Source organism: Siphonobacter sp. SORGH_AS_0500 (genome assembly GCF_031453245.1).
Classification (GTDB): Bacteria; Bacteroidota; Bacteroidia; order Cytophagales; family Spirosomataceae; genus Siphonobacter.
In genome coordinates this window covers 3,470,310-3,492,518 of sequence record NZ_JAVIYT010000001.1, presented here as the reverse complement: position 1 = coordinate 3,492,518, position 22,209 = coordinate 3,470,310, and the positions used below count along the sequence as shown (strand labels likewise).

The 22,209-nt window shown below is 46.1% G+C and carries 16 protein-coding genes; 13 read left to right on the top strand and 3 right to left on the bottom strand.

The features are described 5' to 3' along the window. Nucleotides 1-5 precede the first annotated feature (5 nt). Complete coding sequence (locus QE357_RS15015; RefSeq protein ID WP_309709002.1) at nt 6-1,052, top strand: M56 family metallopeptidase; 1,047 nt, start codon at nt 6-8, stop codon at nt 1,050-1,052. Beyond that, nucleotides 1,049-1,360, top strand: coding sequence for an SUMF1/EgtB/PvdO family nonheme iron enzyme (locus QE357_RS15010; protein WP_309708999.1), 312 nt, complete (start codon nt 1,049-1,051; stop codon nt 1,358-1,360). Before QE357_RS15015 ends, QE357_RS15010 begins: the two co-directional genes overlap by 4 nt. Before the next feature lie 71 nt (nt 1,361-1,431). Here the strand turns inward: QE357_RS15010 and htpG are convergent, their stop codons facing one another. Further along, complete coding sequence (gene htpG / locus QE357_RS15005) at nt 1,432-3,246, bottom strand: molecular chaperone HtpG (protein WP_309708996.1); 1,815 nt, start codon at nt 3,244-3,246, stop codon at nt 1,432-1,434. 989 nt (nt 3,247-4,235) lie between these two features. Here htpG and QE357_RS15000 point away from each other — a divergent pair. The 4 genes from QE357_RS15000 (at nt 4,236) to nadE (ending at nt 9,182) form a co-directional block, all read left to right on the top strand. After that, on the top strand, nt 4,236-5,138 hold the full coding sequence (locus QE357_RS15000) for an ROK family protein (RefSeq protein WP_309708994.1): 903 nt from the start codon (nt 4,236-4,238) through the stop codon (nt 5,136-5,138). 88 nt (nt 5,139-5,226) lie between these two features. Next, nucleotides 5,227-5,865 carry a cysteine hydrolase gene (locus tag QE357_RS14995; protein WP_309708991.1) on the top strand — a complete coding sequence of 213 codons (639 nt, stop codon included), beginning with the start codon at nt 5,227-5,229 and terminating at the stop codon, nt 5,863-5,865. A 421-nt stretch (nt 5,866-6,286) separates the two neighbouring features. Continuing rightward, nucleotides 6,287-7,042 carry a hypothetical protein gene (locus QE357_RS14990; protein ID WP_309708988.1) on the top strand — a complete coding sequence of 252 codons (756 nt, stop codon included), beginning with the start codon at nt 6,287-6,289 and terminating at the stop codon, nt 7,040-7,042. Nucleotides 7,043-7,163: 121 nt separating this feature from the next. Next, nucleotides 7,164-9,182 carry an NAD(+) synthase gene (nadE, locus tag QE357_RS14985; RefSeq protein ID WP_309708984.1) on the top strand — a complete coding sequence of 673 codons (2,019 nt, stop codon included), beginning with the start codon at nt 7,164-7,166 and terminating at the stop codon, nt 9,180-9,182. A 112-nt stretch (nt 9,183-9,294) separates the two neighbouring features. Here nadE and QE357_RS14980 read toward each other — a convergent pair whose 3' ends face one another. Continuing rightward, the gene (locus QE357_RS14980) at nt 9,295-11,022 is read right to left on the bottom strand and encodes a glycoside hydrolase family 9 protein (protein ID WP_309708982.1); all 1,728 of its coding nucleotides are present in this window, start codon (nt 11,020-11,022) and stop codon (nt 9,295-9,297) included. Between the two features lie 142 nt (nt 11,023-11,164). Here QE357_RS14980 and QE357_RS14975 point away from each other — a divergent pair, with 142 nt between their 5' ends. The 5 genes from QE357_RS14975 (at nt 11,165) to QE357_RS14955 (ending at nt 18,484) form a co-directional block, all read left to right on the top strand. After that, nucleotides 11,165-11,926 (top strand): type III pantothenate kinase, encoded by a 762-nt coding sequence (locus QE357_RS14975; RefSeq protein WP_106635673.1) that lies wholly within the window; start codon nt 11,165-11,167, stop codon nt 11,924-11,926. A gap of 150 nt (nt 11,927-12,076) precedes the next feature. Then, nucleotides 12,077-12,688 (top strand): TetR/AcrR family transcriptional regulator, encoded by a 612-nt coding sequence (locus QE357_RS14970; protein ID WP_106635674.1) that lies wholly within the window; start codon nt 12,077-12,079, stop codon nt 12,686-12,688. A gap of 103 nt (nt 12,689-12,791) precedes the next feature. Next, on the top strand, nt 12,792-14,105 hold the full coding sequence (locus tag QE357_RS14965; RefSeq protein WP_309708976.1) for a TolC family protein: 1,314 nt from the start codon (nt 12,792-12,794) through the stop codon (nt 14,103-14,105). Nucleotides 14,106-14,117: 12 nt separating this feature from the next. Further along, nucleotides 14,118-15,167, top strand: a complete 1,050-nt coding sequence (locus tag QE357_RS14960) for an efflux RND transporter periplasmic adaptor subunit (protein WP_309708973.1) — start codon at nt 14,118-14,120, stop codon at nt 15,165-15,167. Nucleotides 15,168-15,346: 179 nt separating this feature from the next. Continuing rightward, on the top strand, nt 15,347-18,484 hold the full coding sequence (locus tag QE357_RS14955; RefSeq protein WP_309708970.1) for an efflux RND transporter permease subunit: 3,138 nt from the start codon (nt 15,347-15,349) through the stop codon (nt 18,482-18,484). A gap of 215 nt (nt 18,485-18,699) precedes the next feature. On the opposite strand, the gene dinB is transcribed toward QE357_RS14955, so the two are convergent. Next, on the bottom strand, nt 18,700-19,776 hold the full coding sequence (gene dinB / locus QE357_RS14950; protein ID WP_255400646.1) for a DNA polymerase IV: 1,077 nt from the start codon (nt 19,774-19,776) through the stop codon (nt 18,700-18,702). A 191-nt stretch (nt 19,777-19,967) separates the two neighbouring features. Between dinB and arfB the strand changes: the two genes are divergently transcribed. Both arfB and pafA read left to right on the top strand, forming a co-directional pair. After that, nucleotides 19,968-20,369, top strand: a complete 402-nt coding sequence (gene arfB / locus QE357_RS14945) for an alternative ribosome rescue aminoacyl-tRNA hydrolase ArfB (RefSeq protein ID WP_106635677.1) — start codon at nt 19,968-19,970, stop codon at nt 20,367-20,369. 36 nt (nt 20,370-20,405) lie between these two features. Then, on the top strand, nt 20,406-22,058 hold the full coding sequence (gene pafA, locus QE357_RS14940) for an alkaline phosphatase PafA (protein WP_106635678.1): 1,653 nt from the start codon (nt 20,406-20,408) through the stop codon (nt 22,056-22,058). The last annotated feature ends 151 nt before the right edge of the window (nt 22,059-22,209 follow it).

Here is a 22,209-nt window from a genome sequence, read left to right as displayed (position 1 = left end):
AGGCCATGACTCATTTGCTGTATTCCTCCGTCATGCTGATTAGTTTTTATGCCGTGTACTGGTTCTGTTTGCGAACACTCACGTTTCATACGTACAATCGATTTTATCTGCTATTTGCCCTGATCGCCAGTATCGTGATTCCGGTTATGCCCGGAATTCCGGTTGCCAGCGTAATCAACGATTCGTTCCTTTTGCCAATGGAACAAGTTGAACCTGAAACCTTTCTGGGATTCACTACAGCCAACTGGCTCAAAACGGTGGGTTATGCATACGGAATAGGAGTGGGGTTGTTTCTGTTGCAGTTGCTGGGGGGAATCATCCGCGTATCCCTGCGAATACGCAACGCAGAGGCCATCCGCTGGAAGCAACTACACGTATTGCCGACCGGGTATACGACGGCTTCTTTCTTTCATTGGGTGTTTGTGGATGACTCTATAGTATCACCTAAAGAAAAGGAAATCGTACTTACGCATGAATACGAACATTTCCGTCGCTTGCATTCGCTGGATTTGCTGTTGGTGGAAATCGTTCGCTGCTTCTTGTGGTTTCACCCGGTCGTATACTGGTTACGTCGTTCGTTGATCCAGATTCATGAATACGAAGTAGATGCGTCGCTGGCTCATCAATACGGAGTCAAACCGTATGCTCAGGTTTTGCTCACACTCGCCGTATCACAACAAGGAACGCTCACGCATTCTTTCGCCCGCCATCCCATTAAAAACCGTATCGAAACGCTTTTTCAAACCCCTAGTATTTCTATGAAAAAAACGCTGTTTTTACTCGCTTTGCCCCTTACGGCGGTTAGCATGGCTTTGTTCGCCCAAGACGTACCGAAACCGCCGCCACCACCACCGACCCCACCAGCGGTTGCACCGCCTCCTCCGCCTCCGTTACCTACTAATATAGCAGAGCCAGCGGCTACCGTTTTACCACCGCCGCCACCACCGACTCCATCAGCGGTTGCACCGCCTCCTCCTCCGCCACCGTATCCGCGGAAAAAAAACGGGAAGAAAACAAGAAGTCAACCAGCAAATACCAAGAAAAACTCTTGATTCATGAGGTGACTTATGCGGAGTTTGAATCTTTTCTAAAAGCCTTACGGACCCGCTCGGAGAAATCTTCTACGGAAAAAAAGGATATGATTCCGGACGATTTTTATACTAATCTGAAGACATACAGAAGCTCCCAAACTGCTGGAATAACGGGTGTAAGCTGGTTGCAGGCCGAACGTTTTTGCGAGTGGAAATCGGAGCAAACGAAGAAAACGTTTCGATTACCAACGGAAAAGGAATGGCTTCAACTATTCTCGAATTCTATTGTGAAACAGACGAAAGGTTTCTGGTGTGTATTTTTCGGGTAAGATTCTCGTATTAAAGAAAAGGCCTTTCCTTGTAGACAAGGGAAGGCCTTTTCTTTAATACGGAATAGCCATTACAAGCCATTCACCGTCCGTTTGATAAATTCCGTTAAAGCAGGGCCGCTTAACAGACCTTGAGATAACAGAGCTAAATCAACCAATTGTTTCGCCAAAGCCTGATCGTTTGAATCTTTCACGCGGGAAATCGCGGGGTGATTCGCATTAATTAGTAGGTTATAAGTCACCGGCATTGACCCAAAGAAGGAAGGTTGTCCTCCCGCTTTCGACATGTCGTTCATGCGACGCATGAACTCGTTTTGCGTGATTACCACGGGTAACTCATCGGTGCTTAGAGGCTGAATCTCTACGCTGTAACCGGCACCAGCTACTCCCTCAAAGGTGGCCTTTAAAGTCTCTTTCTCTTCTTCTGTCAGAATGCTTTCAATGGTTACACCCTTGTCAATCAACTTGTCAAGACTATCGGCATCCACTCGCTTGAAGGTAGTTTTTTCCAGCTTCTGCTCCAGTTTACCAATGAAGTGCGGATCAATTACACCATCCAGCTTCAGTACATTATATCCACGGGCCATCGCTGTCTGGATGTAAGAATCCTGTTTGCCAGTATCGGTGGTGTATAACCAAACCAGATTGTCGTCTTTATCTTTCTGGGTTTCTTCCGTTTTCTCTTTGTATTCTTCGAGCGTGTAGAACGTATCTCCAGTGCTTTCCAGCAGAACGAAATCTTTCGCTTTATCGTAGAATTTATCTTCCGAGATCATCCCGTACTTCACGAACACACCAATGTCGCCGAATTTCTCTTCGTACCCGTGGCGGTCATTGTTGAATAGCTCGGACAATTTGTCGGCTACCTTACGAGTAATATAGCCGTTGATTTTCTTCACGTTCGAATCGGCCTGAAGGAAGCTACGGCTTACGTTCAGCGGAATATCGGGAGAGTCAATCACGCCGTGCAGTAACATCAGGAAATCGGGCACTACGTCTTTTACTTCATCCGTAATAAACACCTGACGGCTGTAAAGCTGAATTTTTTCCCGACTCAGTTGCAGCTCATTCTTGATTTTGGGGAAGTAGAGAATACCCGTCAGATTGAAGGGATAATCTACATTCAGGTGAATCCAGAAGAGGGGTTTTTCTGAGAAAGGATACAGCGTTTCGTAGAATTTCAGGTAATCTTCATCCACCAGCTCATTCGGATTTTTCGTCCAGATGGGTTCGGTTTCGTTGATTACTTTATCCTCAAAAGAGACAGGAATGGGCAGGAATTTACCATATTTCTCTAAAATCGTACGGATGCGGGCAGGCTCTAAAAACTCCTGAGAATCCTCGGTAATGTGAAGAATAATGTCCGTTCCACGGTCAGCTTTATCGGCAGCGGTAATCTCAAATTCCGTTGAACCATCACAGATCCAGCGAGCGGCGGGAGCATCCTGATAAGACTTGGTAATAATCTCCACCTGAGAAGCTACCATGAATGCCGAGTAGAAGCCCAGACCAAACTGTCCGATGATAGCTCCACGCTCAACCCCCTGATCTTTATACTTCTCTACGAATTCAAGAGCCCCTGAAAAGGCAATCTGATTGATGTATTTCTTGATTTCATCAGCCGTCATCCCTAAACCTTTGTCGCTGATGGTCAATGTTTTTGCCTCTGGGTTGATGGAAACTTTGATCGTTAGATCACCTAACTCTCCACCGTATTCGCCCATTGAAGCCAGGCGTTTGATTTTCTGAGTAGCATCAACGGCATTAGAAACCAATTCGCGAAGAAAAATCTCGTGGTCGGAATACAGAAATTTCTTAATAATTGGAAAGATATTCTCGGTATGAATCGAAATGTTTCCCTTTTCGTGAAAAGTTGTCGTTTCCATTGAGTTGTAAATAAGATTAAATAATATATGAATAGATGCCCGAAGAAAGACAAAGGCTGTTCCAAAAGTATAAAGGTGTCATAATGACAGTTTGAGTAGCCGACAAGCATAAATGACACAAAAAAGGCTTAGTTTCGGTCGAGTGGAGGTTTTTATCAACTTATAGTTAATATTGCAGGAAGTTGAGGTAAAAAATAATTACATTTTGGTATAAAAAGAAGGTAAAATTGCATAATTATTACTTGTCCTACTTGCCTCACAAAAGAAGAATCATAACCTATTTGAATACACGGCACTTCGGTGCCGTTATTTTTTTGTTATTAATTCGTTCTGGTTTTAGCATTTTATTCACTTTCCCTCTTAAAACTTAGCCGCTATTTTAAAGTAGATCATCGAATTATCTCTATGACTCCCTCGAAAAAATAATATAAATATCTAAAGAATAAGTAGATATAATTTTATTATTTATATTGATATATGATATTTTTTATCAATATTTGACTGTATTATTGATGTATGATGAAATAAAAATCAATTTTTACAAAACCCTAGCTACCTAAAATTCGTTTATACAAGCGATCAGTAACTTATTAACCGGAATTGACAAGGTGGTAGTAAAATTGTACTTTTGCAATATCATACAGCCCAAATGAAACGTTAGTATTTCAGCCTTCACAAAAAACATAACCCAAGATTATGAAAACTCCAGTACAGTCTAAATCATTAGCCCCAACGGATTATTTGATCGCTGTTATTTTGATTATTGGCTTGTTATTCACGGTGTTCTCTTTTAGCCAGATTCACTGATACTCGTTCGGCATTTCTTTAGAAAATTTTCTTTTTAGAAATAGTATGCATCGGCAGAACCTGCTTCAGGCAGGCTCTGCCGATTTATTTTTAGGGGTAATGACTACTTTACTCTTTTAAACTTGCTAGCCCAGCGAAAAGCCATTTTATTCGTGGCAGCATAACTAAACTTTACATTACAAGTGAATAATCTTTGGGGCATTGACTTAGGCGGGACGAAAATTGAGTGTGCTGTATTAGACGCCAACAATATTACTAATGTGCGGGTTCGCCGCCGCGTTCCTACCGAAGCAGATAAAGGCTATAAACATATTCTTAGCCAGATTGAAAAACTGGTGAAAATGGTTACGGAAGAACTGGGTGAAGGTCCGCAAAAGATTGGTTTCGCTACCCCCGGAACGCTTGATCCGGTTACACAAACCATGCGTGGGTGTAATACCGTAGTAATGAACGATCAGCCCATGCAAAAAGATCTGGAAGCTCTTCTGGGTATTCCCTGCATGATTGCCAACGATGCGAACTGTTTTGCTTTGGCCGAAGCCGCTTTAGGAGCTGCTCCGAAAGTGCATGAGAATCCACAGGTGGTTTTTGGAATTATCATGGGTACTGGCGTCGGCGGAGGCGTGGTTATCAATGGCAAAGTATGGGGTGGTCGTCAGGGCATTGGTGGCGAATGGGGGCATATCTTTCTGGATAACTCCGGTGGTCCCTGTTACTGTGGTAATCATGGTTGCGTAGAAACCGTATTGTCCGGTCCTTCACTGCAACGCTTTTATAAAGAAGAAAGTGGTTCGTCTTTAAGTATGCCCGACATTCTGGCTCGTTACCAGGACGGTTCGGACCCCCTAGCAACGGCAACGGTAGAACGAATGCTGAACATGTTTGGGAAAGCAATTTCAATCATCACCAACCTGCTCGATCCTGATGTCATTGTGATTGGTGGCGGGGTTTCTAACATTGATCTGCTGTACACCGAAGGTGTAGAGCGGGCCAGAAAGCACGTGTTCACGCCTAAACCTGACTTACTAATCGTGAAAAATGAGCTAGGAGACAGTGCGGGTGTGTTTGGAGCTGCGTTGTTATAATTTCAGAAACCATTCGCCGGATCGGAAAGTTTTAACAGGGTAAGGTTACGTACGAAACTAGCAATAGAATCTTTAAACCAATACAGCCATGCAACTTTCAGCAGAACGGACGGCACTCGTCCTCATTGAATTTCAGAACGATTTTACAACCGAAGGTGGCGTATTTCACGGAGGCGTAAAGGCCGTAATGGACTCAACGCAGATGTTACCCAATACGATTGAATTGGTGAAGCAGGCTCGCGAAGCAGGTATTCAAATCGTACACGTACCCATTGCTTTTACGGACGATTACCACGAATTAACGCCGAATCCGTACGGAATTCTGAAGGGAGTGAAAGACGCCGGAGCATTTAAGAAAGGTACTTGGGGAGCGGAGATCGTTTCAGATTTGCATCCACATCCCGAAGATATCGTGATTGAAGGCAAACGGGGATTATGTGGTTTTGCCAGCACGAATCTTGATTTTATTCTGCGGAGCCGGGGTTTTCAGAATATTGCACTCGCCGGATTTTTGACAAACTGCTGCGTAGAATCATCCATGCGTACGGCTTATGAAAAAGGATACAATGTCATTACGCTAACCGATTGTTGTGCGACGCTAAGTCAGGAAGAGCACGATAATGCCCTGGCGAAAGACTTCCCGATGTTCAGTCAGCCTATGACGCATCAGGCGTTTCTGTCCTCGGTCGGAACCGAAATAGAACTAGCAGGTAAGGCTTACGAATAAATAAAAAACGACTCAGGAAACTGAGTCGTTTTTTATTTAGGTTCTTCTAAGTGGATTGTCTGAAAAAGACATTTTGAATAAAAACAAACGAGTCATTCTTGTTTCCGATGTCAGCGAAAAAGCTGGCATCATTAATCAGGTGAGATCAAACAAGAACAGGGTAAGCCCTTAATAACGCTGGTGCGAGATTCCATTTCTTCAAAAGGACCGGTTCCTACCTGTCATTAGATCCCAATAGCCCCGTTCGTTCGCATTTCTAACGTTAGGCGTCACGGACGAACGCTTTAGATATCCTCACTCTTTTTAAATGCCAAACGGTATACCGACCCTTTTTCTCAAGATTTTATAATATGATAATAGATAAAAGATAAGGAATACGCAGAAACCCTTTCCTTTGTAATCCGTCAACTATTGCCCAATTATGAAACGCCACTGGATTACTTTTCTTTTTGCTCTGGGAAGCAACCTGGTTTTTGCTCAAACCAATTTCAAATTCCGTCCCGCAGCCCATTCGCACAACGACTACGAACAGCAAAAACCCTTTGAAAAGGCTTATTCGCTGGGCTTTGGCTCCATCGAAGCCGATGTTTACGTACAGAATGGCGAGTTAATGGTGGCTCATAACCGGGAAGACATCAAGCCTGAACGGACATTCCGGAAAATGTATCTGCTGCCTTTGCTGGTTAATCTGCGTCAGCATGAGGGGTATCCGTATCCTGGTCATCATAAAGTTCAGGTACTGATTGATCTGAAAGATGCGGAGGCCATTGATTTGTTGCAGAAAATGCTCAAGGACCACAAAATGGAGTTGCAGAAAGTGGACTTCGTGCTGAGTGGAAATATGCCTAAGCCCGAGGATTTTAATAAATACGATAAAATCCTGTCTTTCGATGGTCGTCGGAATATTACCTATTCGGCTGAAAACCGAGCTCGTGTTCCATTAATTAGTGCTGATTTCAAGGAATTTAGCTCATCCGGTTGGGACGGTACTACGCCCTTATCCACGGAAGTGGAAAATAAAATCAAAACCTTCGTCACGCAAGCTCACCAGAACAATCAGAAAACCCGGATTTGGGGAACACCCAATACGGTTCTGGCTTATCAGACGCTCCAACGCCTCGGTCTGGACTACATCGGTTCGGATGATCTGGACAAATTGGCGGAGATTTTGAATTAACCACCGTTTTTTAGCAGACACCCGTATATTCGCTTTCCTGGTTTAACTTTTTAGGAACTCGAATATGGTGACATAAGTGGCATCCCTTTCGAGTGGATGCCATTTTCTTAAAACATTGGGTATGAAGCTAATAAAACTGGCCGCTGGCGTTGTTAATACCACTCCTCTCGATTGGAAAGGAAATCTTGCCAACATTCTGACTTGCATCGACGAGGCTAGGAATCAGGATGTTACTCTTCTTTGCTTACCTGAATTGTGTCTGAGTGGCTACGGCTGTGAGGATATGTTTTACGCTCCCTACGTTGCGGAAACAGCCCTGAATATGCTCGATGAAATTGTGCCTTATACGTCGGATCTGGCTGTTTCCGTAGGTATGCCGCTCATGCTGAACAATAAAGTTTATAACGCTTCCTGTTTCATTGTGAATCGGCAGATTCGGGGTTTTGCTCTGAAGAAAAATCTGGCTAATAATGGCATTCACTACGAAACCCGGTGGTTTCATGCCTGGGCTTCGGGCGAACGAACGAACGTAAAAATCAATGGAATCGATTATCCCGTTGGTGATTTACTTTTCGAAGTGGCGGGTGTTAAAATTGGTTTTGAAATCTGTGAAGATGCCTGGATCGCCAATCGTCCCGGTCGGGAATTGTACGCTCGCGGCGTGGATATCATTCTGAATCCTTCGGCTAGTCATTTCAGCTTCTTCAAAAGCCAAACGCGGGAACGCTTCGTGCAGGATGGCAGTCGTTCTTTTGGGTGCGTGTATGTGTATACGAACCTGTTAGGTAACGAAGCGGGCCGGGCCATTTACGACGGCGATGCGATGATTGCTCAGTCGGGCGAAATGCTGGCTTCGGGAACCCGCTTTAGCTATACGGATCATTACATGGTAACGGCCACGGTTGATCTGGAGAAAGGTCGGCTGGAACAAACGCAGAATCGGGCGATTTTCAGTAAAGCGGGCGATGCTTTAACCGTTTCCGTTCCTTTCCAGTGGCCTGATATTCGTCCGGCTCGTAACCAGTATTTGCTGGAGGACTGGGAGGCCAAGGGCTATCAGAAAGAAGAAGAATTTGCCCGGGCTGTTTCACTGGCTTTGTTTGATTACTTGCGGAAGAGCCGCTCGCAGGGCTTCGTCGTTTCGTTGTCGGGGGGAGCCGATTCTTCGGCCTGTGCCGCTCTGGTCTATCTGATGGTGGAGCTGGGGATTGAAAGCATTGGGCTGGATAAATTCAAAGAGCGGCTGGGATACATCACTAAAATTCAGGACGCAACCACGACCAAAGAGATCGTTCACGAATTATTATACTGCATCTGGCAGGGAACGGAAAACTCGTCGAAGGAAACGAAACATTCCGCGACCTCACTGGCCGAAGATATCAATGCCCGGTTTTTCGATGTAAATATTAACGGACTGGTGGAAACCTACAAAGTTCTGATCGAAGAAGGACTGGAACGGAAGTTAAGCTGGGACACGGACGACATCGCTCTGCAAAACATTCAGGCTCGGGTGAGGGCTCCAAGTGCCTGGTTGTTAACCAACGTTTATAACTGTCTGTTACTTTCCACGTCCAATCGTTCGGAAGCTTCGGTAGGCTATGCTACGATGGATGGAGACACGGCAGGTAGTATCTCCCCACTGGCCGGAATCGATAAAACCTATTTGCGGAAATGGTTACTATGGCTTGAAAAGGTGGGCTTGGGCGGAACGCTGAGAGTACCGGGGCTGAATGCCATGAATAACCTTCAACCTACGGCTGAACTTCGCCCCGCTGATCGCAAGCAAACCGATGAGGCCGATTTGATGCCCTATGAAGTATTGAATGCGATTGAAACCTACGGCTTCCGCGACAAACAGGCACCCAAAGAAGTATTGAAAAAACTGGAGCTGGATTTTGAAGGCGTTTATACCCGTGAAGAGCTAGCAGGCTGGACCGAACGCTTTTTCCGGTTATGGAGCCGAAATCAATGGAAACGCGAACGGTATGCTCCGAGTTTCCACATTGATGACCGAAATCTGGACCCCAGAACCTGGTTACGCTTTCCGATCTTATCGGGCGGGTTTGAAAAAGAACTGGCTGAATTACGAGAAGAAGCCAATGCTCCTGCAGGTCGCCGAAGGATTGGATTTGGTAACTAATCGTTTCCCTGATTATTCAACATCTTTAAAGGCAACGGGCCCCGGTTTAAACCGGGGCCCGTTGCCTTTAAAGATGTTGAATTCAAATATAAAACCCCGCTAGGGTCGAAAATTAGTGGAATTTCCCCTGCAATGCCTCCATTGCTACGGCGAGATACACAAATGGAGCGTTCCAGTTGATGGCAATTTCATTGGAAGCATAAGAGCAGACCTCATCGGTAAAAGACTCATTCGGAAGTTGGTTGGGATAGGTGGGGCACTTATCCTGCTGCCCCGGATTAGGCCCACCCGAGAGCATTCCCGGAACGGGTTCCGGTACGCCATCCGCTTCAGAAAGCCGATGGTGGGGATGGAGGGGGGATTTAGACCCAGCTCCGGTCAGGAAGCAATAACCCGTCGCGTTTCGGCCTAGTAGATAATCCAGATTCGATAAAGCCCCTTCCAAGTATTCTTTTTTCGGACGCAGGCGGTAGGCGTGTAGTAAGGCAATACCCTGGTTAGCGGCCACTGAACTACTTCCCCAGCTAAAATCCTTCGCCGTTTGTCCCATCACCGTTGCGTAATCCCCCGATGAATAGTTTGCAATCAGATCGTCAGCGGCTTTGAGTAATAAGTTTCGAATACCGTTAACTTCAGTTTGAGCAGCTTCGGGTAACTGAGTTTGCAGGCGGGTTAACGTATAATACCCTAATGTTCGAACCTGATTCCAGGAAGGTAGGGGAGCGTTTGGCTCTGGAATCCAGGCCAGGCGATATTGTTTGTCTTTGGTTAGGGCGTATAATTCTGCGGAAGCCCAGATCCATTCATCGCTAACCTGACGGTCGCCATAGGTACCCGTACTAATATCCGGGTCAAAATTCCTATTAATCTCTTCCTGCTCGTATAACACTTTCGGATGTTCCTTCGCCCAATTCCAGGCCTGCACAGCCCTGACCCGACACGAGTCTGAAAGGCCCGGTAACTCCCTCGAAAAAGGCTTGAAAACCCGGGCGGCCTGAGCCATAACTGCTGCAAAGTCCAATGTAGCTGCCGTACTTTTCTGCACAACATAACGAACGGTTTTGGCTTCGTGCGGCATGATCATGCCGTCGAATTTGGCATTGGTTAGTTTATGATACACGCCACCGTCGTGAGGATCCTGCATGGTTAACATCCAGCGAAGGTTAACTAAAACTTCATCCAGCAAATCAGGAATAGCATTCGTTTTTTCGGGAATATCAATCACTAACTTTCTTACGTAAGCGGGGTAATCTTCGTAGAGTGAAAGCAGCGTTCCGACGGTAATACCGGAGTTAACGATATACTTGTTATAATCCCCGGCATCATACCAGCCGCCAGGGGAGGAAATGACCGTTCCTGCCGGGCGTTCTTTCGAAGCTGCTGATGGATGAACGATCACTTTTGTATCCGAATGTCCCGCTGGGCGAGCCCATTTTCCCGCAAAAGGCTTACTTAATGCCGTTGATACCCGGTTATAATAGAACATTTTCACACCAGCCTTAGCGATGGGGAGATGAACATTCGGCTGAATTTTGAAAGGATAGGAAGCTCCAATTTCGGGTACAACGAGCTGATAAGTACCCGGTTTTTTGAAAGCCGAGAAGTCCGCGAGATGACTTTCTTTTTTAGAGTAAAGATTGATGCGGGCAGCTTCCGTTTTTCCCCGAAACACCGTATCCTTTCCTGACACAATGACAAAAGAAGAACCTTTCATGATGACGGCTCTCTTTAGGGCATTAGGATAAAATCCGACCTGATTCAGTTGGATGGATTCTGAGGCAGACTGGGCAAAACCTGAGTAACTACAGAAGAATACGAAAAGAAAAAATAGACGCTTCATAATAGATTTAAAGGACGGTTCTGATGGCAAGTTACGGGTTGGGAGTGGGATAAAGCGGTATTTTCGGGAAAGGGTAGTAGCTTTGATTGACGAAAAATGAACAGCAATTCTTTTTTGGCTAGTTTCCACTTATTTACTTCTCATGTTTCTTGCCATTGACGTCGGTAATACTGACATCGTTTTTGGAATTTATACAAACCAGAACTGGCTTCATCAGTTCCGGATTCCGACTCATTACAGTACGCGGCCCGCAGATTATGAAGCCCGATTACGGATGCTTTTTCTGGAGAATGATCTGAAAATCAGTGATATAAATCGAGTCGGTATTAGCAGTGTTGTTCCGGGAGAAACGGCTTTGATTCGTTCGCTGGTAAAAGAACTTTTTGTCTTAGAGCCTTACGTACTGGGGCCTGAAATTTACCCTCATTTGGGAATAGAACTGGCCAGCCCCCGTGAAATTGGGACGGACTTGGTGGCCAATGCCGTGTATGCCTGGTATACGTATCAGCAGAATTGCATTGTGGTTGATTTTGGAACCGCTCTCACGTTTACCGTGGTTTCCAATGCTCGAATTGTGGGCGTTAACATTGTGCCGGGTATTAAAACGGCTCTTCGTTCGTTATTTTCAAATACGGCCCAGTTACCCGAAGTGCCGCTGGAAATGCCAGCGTCAGCGATTGGTAAAAATACCGTTCACGCCATTCAGGCCGGGATTCTCTGGGGGTATGTGGGTTTGGTGAAAGAGCAGTTATTGCAAATTCAGAAAGAAGTAGGGCCTTGTAAAGTATTAGCTACAGGAGGGCTCTCTTCTGTATTAAAACCCTTGCACGAACTTTTTGAAGAAGTAGATATTAATCTCACCCTCAACGGCCTGCGGATCGTGGGTGATTTAATTCAGCGATGAAATTCGATTACAGATAATGGGTTATGGCTTGAATTTATACCTCGTGAATTGCAGTATTCAAGCATAAAGTTTTATTTAAATATGTATTTTAAACATGTGTTTAAAATTCTTTGTTAATTCTACACAAGTATTATTTATTTGCATCAGCATATGACAAGCCACCCAGTTGATACGGAAGAGAAGATCAAGGAAGCTGCTCAGCGAATCTTTCTTGAAAAGGGGTTTGACGGTACGACGATTCGAGATATAGCCGAAGCTGCTCAGATCAATACGGCTTTAACAAACTATTACTTCAGAAGTAAGGAAAAGTTATTCTGGCTGGTCTATGAGTCGTTGCTCAAGGAAGCCCTCAAAAGCGTGCAGGCTATTCTGGACAAGCCTATTGGTGTAAAGGAAAAACTGGTAGAATTGCTTGACCACATGTTTGAAGTACACGGCCAAAATCCAAATCAGGCCATCTTCCTCATGAACGAATGCCGACGGAATCCGCAGGGATTTGCTGATAAAATTGGTATTAACTGTGGAGCTATGGAGCAGGGGTTTATCCTGCAATTTGAAGAGGAAGTAAAGAAAGGATTAATCATCGACATTTCTCCCGATACGATATTCCCTCTGATTTTTGGACTAATTCAACAGATTTTCGCCGGGCGTGAGCTTACCATGCATTTATTCCAGATGAATGAAGCAGAATTTAACAAGCACGCACTGGAGCAAAAGAAAATTATTAAAGAAATGTTGTTAAAGTATTTATTCATCGAATAAAGGCCTCTTATTCAACCGAATGAGCCCTTTGGAAACAATGGGCTTTTCTTTTACTCTTGATTTAAACAAACGTTTAAATTATCTATTTTAATCAAATAATCCAATGTTACGCCTTCCCCTGTTGCTTTGCCTGAGTTTGCTGACAAGCGGGGTTTTTGCCCAGCAATTATCGCTGGAAGAACTTACCGAAAAAGCACTTACGCATAATCTGGATGTTCGCTCAAGTCAGCTTGAACAACAGATCACGGAGTCCCGAATCAAAGAAGTGAAATCATCGGCTTTGCCGCAGGTGAACTTTGCCGGAGACTATAAATACTATATCAAGATTCCCGCTCAGGTCATCCCCTTATCCGCCTTCGGTGGGCCGGAAGGTGCTTATTCGGCGGCAGCTTTTGGCTTACCCTGGAACCTCGGGAGCACCGTTCAGGCCAATCAGGTGATTTATAATCCCGGAATTATGATTGGACTGAAAGCGGCGAAAGTGGGTCGCGAAGTATCCGAGTTGCAGATTCGTCGCACTAAGGAAGACATTGCCTATAACGTGGCTGTTTCCTATTACAACGCCCAGACCTTAGCCCAGCAGGTGAAATTTCTGGAAGGGAACATCGAAGCCCTTGACCGCTCCATTCGCATTACCGACTTACAGTTTCAGAATCAGCTAGGAAAGGGAATTGACGTGGATCGTCTGCGGCTAAATAAAGTGTCCATGCAAACGCAAATCGAGTCTTTAAAGGCTGATTACATAAAATTGGTAAGCCTGCTGAAGTTTCTGGCGGGTATTTCTCAACAGGACGAACTGACTATTAACAATACCATTCAGGAAGCAACCGTGGTAGTGCCTAACTCGCAGGAAAGTGGCCTGAACCGGACGGAATTATTACTGTTGGATCGCCAGCAATTTGCGAATACGCTGGAACAGAAGAACATTAAAGCCGGATTCTTACCTACGGTTTCGGCCTATGGGGTAGCCAATCATAACGTTTTTGCGATTGGCGGCGACCAGTCGTATCTGAAGGGCATTCCGGCGTACTGGCTGGGTCTGCAAATCAACTGGAATATTTTCGATGGGTATGCCCGTCGTCACAAGCTTTCCCAGAAGCAGCTCGAAGGACAACAATTATCGCTCAACCTTCAAAAAACGAAAGAATCCATTTCGATGGATATTACCAATGCCCGAACCCAAATGTCGGTGCAGAACCAGAACCTGAAAACGTCCGAAGAACAGGTCAAACTGGCTCAGAAAGTATACGAACAAACGCAGCTTCAGTTCAAGGAAGGAACGATTGACATCAGTAACCTCATTCAAACGGAAAATGCCCTCCGCGAAGCTCAGAATAATTTCCTTACCTCATTAGTAAAACTCCGGACAGCTGAACTCGACTGGAAAAAAGCCACTGGTAATCTCATCACCCAATAGATCCACTTTTATATGAAACGCATTTTCGTAGCTATCGGTCTGGCAGCCACTATTGGTCTGACGGGCTATAAGTTGCTCGACAACAAGGAAAAAGTTGCCGCTAAAGTATATAAACCCGAAGTAAACCTGAAAGTAGGTGTTCGGACGGCTAAGGCTGAAGTTCGTGATCTTTCGCAGGAATCTCAGTTTTTAGGTTCGTTTGCGGCCAATCGCGAAATCGAAATTCGTCCGCAGGCGGGGGGTGAAATCGTTCAGTTACCCATCGTTGAAGGGCAGATGGTAGGAGCTGGAAAACTGGTAGCCAAGATCGACGACGATCAGTTACGTTTCCAGATTGAAGCCTTGCAGATCAGCATTGAGGGTTACCAGAATGACCTGAAACGGTACGAAGCTCTGGTTAAAGGAGATGCCACGCCCGCTGTGAATATCGAGAAAACGCAGCTCAGCATTCGTTCGACGCAGGCTCAGATCAAGCAATTACAGAAACAGCTTTCCCAAACCACCATTACGGCTCCTTTCTCAGGAATCGTTACTACTAAAATGGTAGAAAAAGGTTCGGTGGTTTCTCCCGGAACGCCGCTGGCGAAAGTAACCGACATTTCTTCGCTGAAACTGGTCGTTCAGGTGCCTGAAAAAGCTGTGAATCAGTTCAAAATGGGCCAAATGATTTCGGTAAAAACCGAGGTTTATCCCGACATTGATTTCAAGGGGCGGGTATCGTTAATCGGTGCCCAGGGCGATGCCGCTCATAACTACCCTGTCGAAATTACCGTATTAAACACGGCTGCTCACCAGTTACGGGCGGGCATGTACGGCAGCATTGCCAATACGAGTGAATTAAAAGGACAGACTCTGTCCGTGCCTCGTCAGGCCATTGTCGGTTCGACGAAACAGGCTCAGGTTTACGTGGTAGAGGATGGTAAAGCTGTGTTACGCGACGTGAAAATCGGAGCGACCACAAACGATTACTACGAGATTACCAGCGGCATCCAGGCGGGTGAACAAGTCGTGGTGAGTGGACAAATCAACCTTCAGAATGGAACCCCCGTGGTGGCCCAATAAAGCAGAAGAAGCTTTGGTTTGAGCATTAATATCTAGACAGTTTTCAGCGTTAGTTTGGTGAGATCGTCCGTTCCCTTCAACCGATCTGTTTTTAAGGCCCTCTCCTATGACTCAAACCTGATCAAACGGAATCTAATGTCTCAAACGACCAGAGTAACTTCCTAATAAACAGCATAGCAATGAATTTCATAGAGACCATCATTAAGCGGCCCTCGATGATTATCGTACTTTTTGCGATACTCACGCTGGGAGGGATCGCCTCTTATCGGCTGCTGAGTTACGAGCTGATGCCCGAGTTTTCGGTGCCGGTCGTAACCATCACGACGATTTACCCCGGTGCGGCTCCTTCGGAGGTGGAGTCGGAGGTAAGTAAGAAGATTGAAGATGCCGTATCCGGACTGGACAACATCGATAACATTACCACGAAGTCACTTGAAAATGCCTCGCTGGTTATCGTGGAATTTAAAGCCGGAACGGACATTGACAATGCCCTTGACGAAACGCAGCGGAAGATTAATAACATGGTGAGCGACCTTCCCGACGACGTGGAAACGCCTTCCTTATCCAAAATTTCCCCGAGCGATCAGCCCATTATGCAGTTACTGGCAACCTCGAATCTGCCCAACGAAGTGTTTTATCAGCAGGTTGAAGATCGGTATTTGCCCATTATGCAACAGGTGCCCGGCGTGGCTGAAATTACCATGGTTGGGGGTGACAAACGGGAAGTACGGGTAAACGTGAATGACGACAAACTGAATTATTACGGATTGTCGCTCTTGCAGGTAACACAGGCCATTAATCAGGCGAACATGGAATTTCCGACGGGTAAGGTAAAAAGCTCTTCGGAGCAGATTACGCTGAAACTGGCCGGTAAATTCTCCTCACTTGACGACATCCGTGATCTGGTGATTTCGACTTCACAAACGGGTAGCCCCATTCGGGTGCGTGACGTGGCGACGGTAGAAGATGGATTAGCCGATACCGAAAGCATCAGCCGCTTTAACGGTCAGAACGGAATTGGCTTGTTCATTAAAAAACAATCGGATGCGAATGCCGTAGAAATCAGCCAACTGATCCAGGAACGTTTAGCGACCATTGAAAAAGAAAATGAGAAAGATAAAGTCCATTTTACGATTGCTTACGACAGCAGCATTTTCACACTCGAATCGGTTGAAGCCGTAACGCACGACTTGATTCTGGCCGTTGTGCTGGTGGCAGCGGTAATGCTGTTGTTCCTGCACAGTTTCCGAAATGCCATTATCGTGATGGTATCGGTTCCGGCTTCGCTGGTGTCTGCCTTCCTGTTCATGGGTGTAATGGGTTATTCCCTGAACCTGATGACGCTGCTGGCTCTTTCGCTGGTAATCGGTATCCTCGTCGATGACTCGATTGTTGTGCTGGAAAACATTCAGCGACATTTGGAAATGGGTAAAAACCGCTGGCAGGCTACCCTCGATGGGGTAAAAGAAATTGGCTTTGCCGCTGTGGCTTTGACACTGGTAATTGTGGTGGTATTCGTACCGATTACGATGGTTAACTCCGTCATTGCCGACTTACTACGCCAATTCTCCTTAACGGTAGCGTTCTCCACGCTGATCAGTTTGCTGGTGAGTTTTACCCTGACGCCTTACCTGACTTCACGGATATCAAAACTGGAACATCTGAATCCGAAAAATCCTTTTCACGCCTTTCTGTTATGGTTTGAACGGGGACTAACGGGTCTGTCCAACTGGTACCATAATGCTCTGGTTTGGGTGATTGGACATAAAATTGCTTTTACCGGAATTCTGATTGCCCTTTTCGTGGCTACGGGCTGGGTAATGGGACTGGGCATCATAGGTCAGGAATTCGTGGCTCAGGGCGATCAGGGTAAGTTTTTGTTAACCATGAAGCTCGATAAAAGTGCTTCGTTGGAGCAGAATAACCTGACGGCTCGCAGCATTGAAGATTACCTGCGGAAGAAGCCCGAAGTAGAGACGATTTTCGCGAACGTAGCGGGTGCGAGTACGGGCATGGCCAGTACCGGGCAAGGCGAAAGTAACCGGACGGAGTTGACGATTGAGCTGGGACCCGTAGAGTATCGTCCCGATCATTTATCGACTGAAAATTACATGATTGCGGTTCGAAAAGAGTTAATGAAAAAATTCCCCGGGTTGGAGTTTACCTCATCGGTCATCGGAATGGTAGCTACGGGCGAATCGCCCATTATGATGATTCTGAGTGGGGATAATCTGGATGAGCTGATGAAAACGGCTCAGGGTTTGGCGGATCGTCTGAAGAAAATTCCTGGATCGAACGACGTAAAAGTGTCGGTAGAGGCGGGTAACCCCGAAGTTCAGGTGCAGATTGATCGTGAGAAAATGGCGAAGCTGGGGCTGAATATTCAAACCGTAGGCGGACTGTTGCAAAATGCCTTTGCGGGTAATGATGATTCCAAATACCGGGACGGTTCCGAAGATTATGACATTCGGATTATGCTCGATGCCTTTGATCGGAAGAATCCCGAAGCCGTGAAAAACATTACGTTCTTTAGCCCTATCGCGAATCGTCCGGTGCGGCTGGCTGAGTTTGCGGATGTTCGTTTGGGAAATGGCCCTTCGCTGCTCGAACGTAAAAACCGTCGGACGTCGGTAACGGTAACGGGTAATACCCTGGGCGTGGGTTCTGGAACGCTGATTAACACCATTAATGAAGATCTGGCGAAAAATCCATTACCTGCCAACGTAACCTTAACCTGGGGCGGCGACGCCAAAAACCAGAGCGAAGGGTTCGGTTCGCTGGGTCTGGCGATGGGTGCCGCGTTGATTCTGGTGTACTTCATCATGGTATTACTGTACGACAGTTTCATTTACCCGCTGGTTGTATTATTCTCCATTCCCGTGGCCATTATCGGAGCCTTAATCGCTCTGGCTTTGTCCTCTTCCAACATGAGTATCTTCGCTATGTTAGGGATGTTAATGCTGATGGGTCTGGTCATGAAAAATGCCATTTTGATTGTCGATTTCGCCAACCAGCTTAAAGCTCAGGGGATGTCTTATAAAGAGGCCATTATTCACGCAGGAGAGGAACGGCTGCGACCCATTTTAATGACCACTATCGCCATGGTCATTGGGATGTTACCCATCGCTCTGGCTGCCGGTGCCGGTTCAGAATGGAAAAACTCCCTGGCCTGGGTATTAATTGGTGGATTAACCAGTTCCATGATCCTTACCATTTTCCTGGTTCCCATGATTTATTATCTGGTAGATCGGGTGCAGGAGAAATGGGGAAGTAAGAAAAAGAAAGCAGTAATAGAAGTAGAGTCCGTTCCCGTATAAGCCCTGAAAACGAAGGGTGTCTTTCGCAAGAAAGGCATCCTTTTATATTTATCGTAGAGACGTCGATTTATCGCGTCTCAGCCGGGGAATGAAAATCATGTGAAAGGTAACCCGAAACCGTCTCTGCCGGGGAACGAAAATTATACAAAAGGGAACCGAAAACTGCCTCTACCCAGACGCCATAAATGGACGTCTCTACGCAGTAATTCAGCATTCTAAAAATTAAACGTCAACTGTCGTCCTTCCCATTCGTCAGCCCCTTCCAGATTAGAAAGTGTAACCCCCATGAGACGAATCCCCATGCGTAAAGGAAAAATGCTGTCGAATAAATCTTTGACAATTCGTTCGTAAAACGATTGCTCAGTAATGGGCTGGAGGCTCGTTCGGCTGCGGGTAATCTGCTCAAAATCGCCGAATTTCACTTTCAATGTGACCGTCTTTCCGTACGCATGAGCCCGTTCGGCCCGTCGCCATACTTCCTCCGTAATCGGCCAGAGTTCGTTTAGTAATAACTCCAGATCTTCCAGATCGCTCGAGAAGGTTTCTTCGGCTCCAATGGATTTACGAATGCGATCCGGATTTACCGGGCGATCATCCTGTCCACGGGCAATCTGGTAATACCAGCGTCCCGCTTTCCCGAAATGTTTCACCAGAAATTCCTGCGACTGAAGTTTTAAATCACCTCCGGTAAAAATGCCCATTTTGTGCATCTTCTCGGCAGTTACTTTACCGATGCCGTGGAAGTCTTTTACCTCCAGCGTTTCCACAAACTTTTCAGCCTGACTGGGTTTAATAATGAAGAGTCCGTCAGGTTTACGGTAATCCGAGGCAATTTTGGCCAGAAACTTATTGAAAGAAACGCCCGCAGAGGCTGTCAGTCCGGTTTCTGCCTTGATCTGAGCCTTGATTTCTTCCGCAACCTGCGTAGCGGTTTCAATGCCTTTCAGGTTTTCTGTGACATCCAGATACGCTTCGTCCAGGGAAAGCGGCTCAATTAAGGGAGTATATTGGGCGAAAATATCCCGAATTTCCCGGGAAACGGCTTTATAGACCTCAAACCGGGGACGAACGAAAATGAGCTGCGGACATTTCCGAATGGCCGTTACCGAAGCCATCGCCGAACGAACCCCGAATTTCCGGGCTTCGTAGCTGGCGGCTGCCACCACGCCCCGTTCGCGACTCCCACCTACAGCCAGCGGTTTCCCCCGAAGGTCTGGATTATCCCGCTGTTCGACGCTGGCATAGAAGGCGTCCATATCAATATGTATGATTTTCCTAAATGTTGCCAAAATTCAGTGTGTAACTTTGGAGAGTTTTCAGTTGCTCGTTTTCTGTTTTCAGTTTTTGTATCGCTTTTGGGTTGAATCTGTTTTATTAACCAAAGACTAAGTAAATAATTACACTCGAATACTTTAATTACTGATGACTAGCCTTCGGAATCTGGTTTTAACTGAAAACTGCAAACCGTAAACTGAAAACGAAGATGTTTGATTTATCCTCTGAGCTACAATTCCAGACGAGCCGATCCTCGGGGCCGGGTGGTCAGAATGTCAATAAGGTTGAAAGTAAAGTGGAAGTTCGTCTCAATATTCCAGCTTCACAAATTCTTAACGAAGAGCAGAAGCAGAAGATTCAGCAACGCCTGAAAAGTCAGCTAACCACCGAAGGTGATCTGGTAGTTACTTCACAAGAGTCGAGGAGCCAGATGAAGAATAAAGAATTGGCAGTGAAGAAGTTATATGCAGTATTAACCAAGGCTTTTGAAGAACCCCGCGTTCGGAAAGCAACCAAACCTACCAAGGCTTCAACCCTGGAAAGATTACAAACCAAGCGAGTAGCTTCCGAGCGAAAAGCATCCCGTAGTCGCAAAAACTGGGAAGACTAAACGTTACCTTTTATTTTTGTCCCAAACGATTTCCACATGCATTCTTTCAAACTTAGTTTTCTGTTGCTGCTAAGTCCCCTCTTGTTAGTGGCACAAACCAAGAAGAGCGTCCAGCGAACCATGCCCGACCGCCCCAAGCTGGTGGTAGGGATCGTAGTCGATCAGATGCGTTATGATTTCCTGTTCCGCTATTCAGAAAAATACGGAAAAGGCGGTTTCAAGCGATTATTAGGCGAAGGTTTCAACTGTGCCTATACGCATTACAACTACATGCCGACGATCACGGCCCCCGGTCACACCTCCATTTATACGGGTTCGGTTCCGGCCATTCACGGGATTGTGGGCAATGAATGGTTTGACCGGAGCCTGGGCCGCGATATTTATTGTACGGAAGATACGACGGTAGTAACAGCGGGTAATAACCCATCGCCTGCGGGTCGGATGTCTCCCCGGAATGTATTAGCCAGCACCATTACCGATCAGTTGAAGATCGCGACGAATTTTAAATCCAAAGTCATCGGTGTTTCTCAGAAAGACCGGGGGGCAATCATTCCGGCGGGTCACACGGCAGATGGAGCGTATTGGTTCGATTCCCGCGATGGAAGCTTCATTACCAGTACCTTTTACATGAAAGATGTACCGAAATGGGTGAAGGACTTCAACGCTAAAAAACTGGCGAACAAGTACCTGGAAAAGCCCTGGACAACCTTATTACCCATTGAGCAATACACGGAAAGTACTGCCGATGATATGCCTTATGAGCAGCCTATTCCCGGCGAAAAGAAACCCGTGTTTCCCCACGAAGTAGGCGGAACCTTCCAGGGATTCTATGAGAACTTCCGTAAAACGCCCTTCGGTAACAGCATTACGAAAGATTTTGCTCTGGAAGCTCTGAAAAACGAGAAATTAGGCAAAGGCAATGTAACGGATTTCCTGGCGGTTAGTTTCTCTTCAACGGATTACGTCGGTCACAGTTTCGGCCCTAACTCCATCGAAACGGAAGATACTTACTTGCGTCTGGATAAAGACATTGAAGAACTTTTAACCTTCCTCGATAGCTGGGTAGGGAAAGAAAACGTACTCGTTTTCCTTTCCGCTGACCACGGTGTTGCAGACGTTTGGGGCTTCTCGAACGAACACCACATTGCAGCAGGTTCATTGGATAAAGTAACATTGAAAGCCAGAAACGTGCTGAACCAGGCATACGGTGAGGCAGACTGGATTCAGTATTACGGTAACTATCAGTTATACCTGAATCCTGAAGTAATGAAGGCTAAAAAACTGACGTACTCAGACGTGTACCCGGTGTTACGCGATTCCATTGTACAGATGAAAGGAGTAGCCAACTTTGTGAATCTTCATTCACTGGAGGCTGTTTCCATGAATGATAATCAGGCCTATTTCGTTAAAAATGGCTACCATCCCCGTCGCGGTGGGGACTTTATGTTAGTCTCAGAACCCGGCTGGCAGGATGGCTACACTAAGGCCGGAACGGGTCACGGAACGCTTTATAACTACGATTCACACGTGCCTTGTCTGTTCTACGGTTGGAAAATCCCTCACGGACGCACGGGGGCTTCTACCTACGTAGCTGATATTGCGGCAACAGTTTCGTATTTACTTGATATTTTGGAACCAAGCGGTTGTGTGGGCAAGCCCGTACTGGATATGGTTGGACAAATCAAGTAGTTTTCGGTTGACCGTTTTCAGTTTACGAAAAATGCCCGGCACAAACCGGGCATTTTTCGTAGCATAATGTAGAGACGCGACTTTATCGCGTCTGGCTGAGAAATAGAAGCAATTTCGGCATAACAAAACTGCCTCTTACCCAGACGCGATG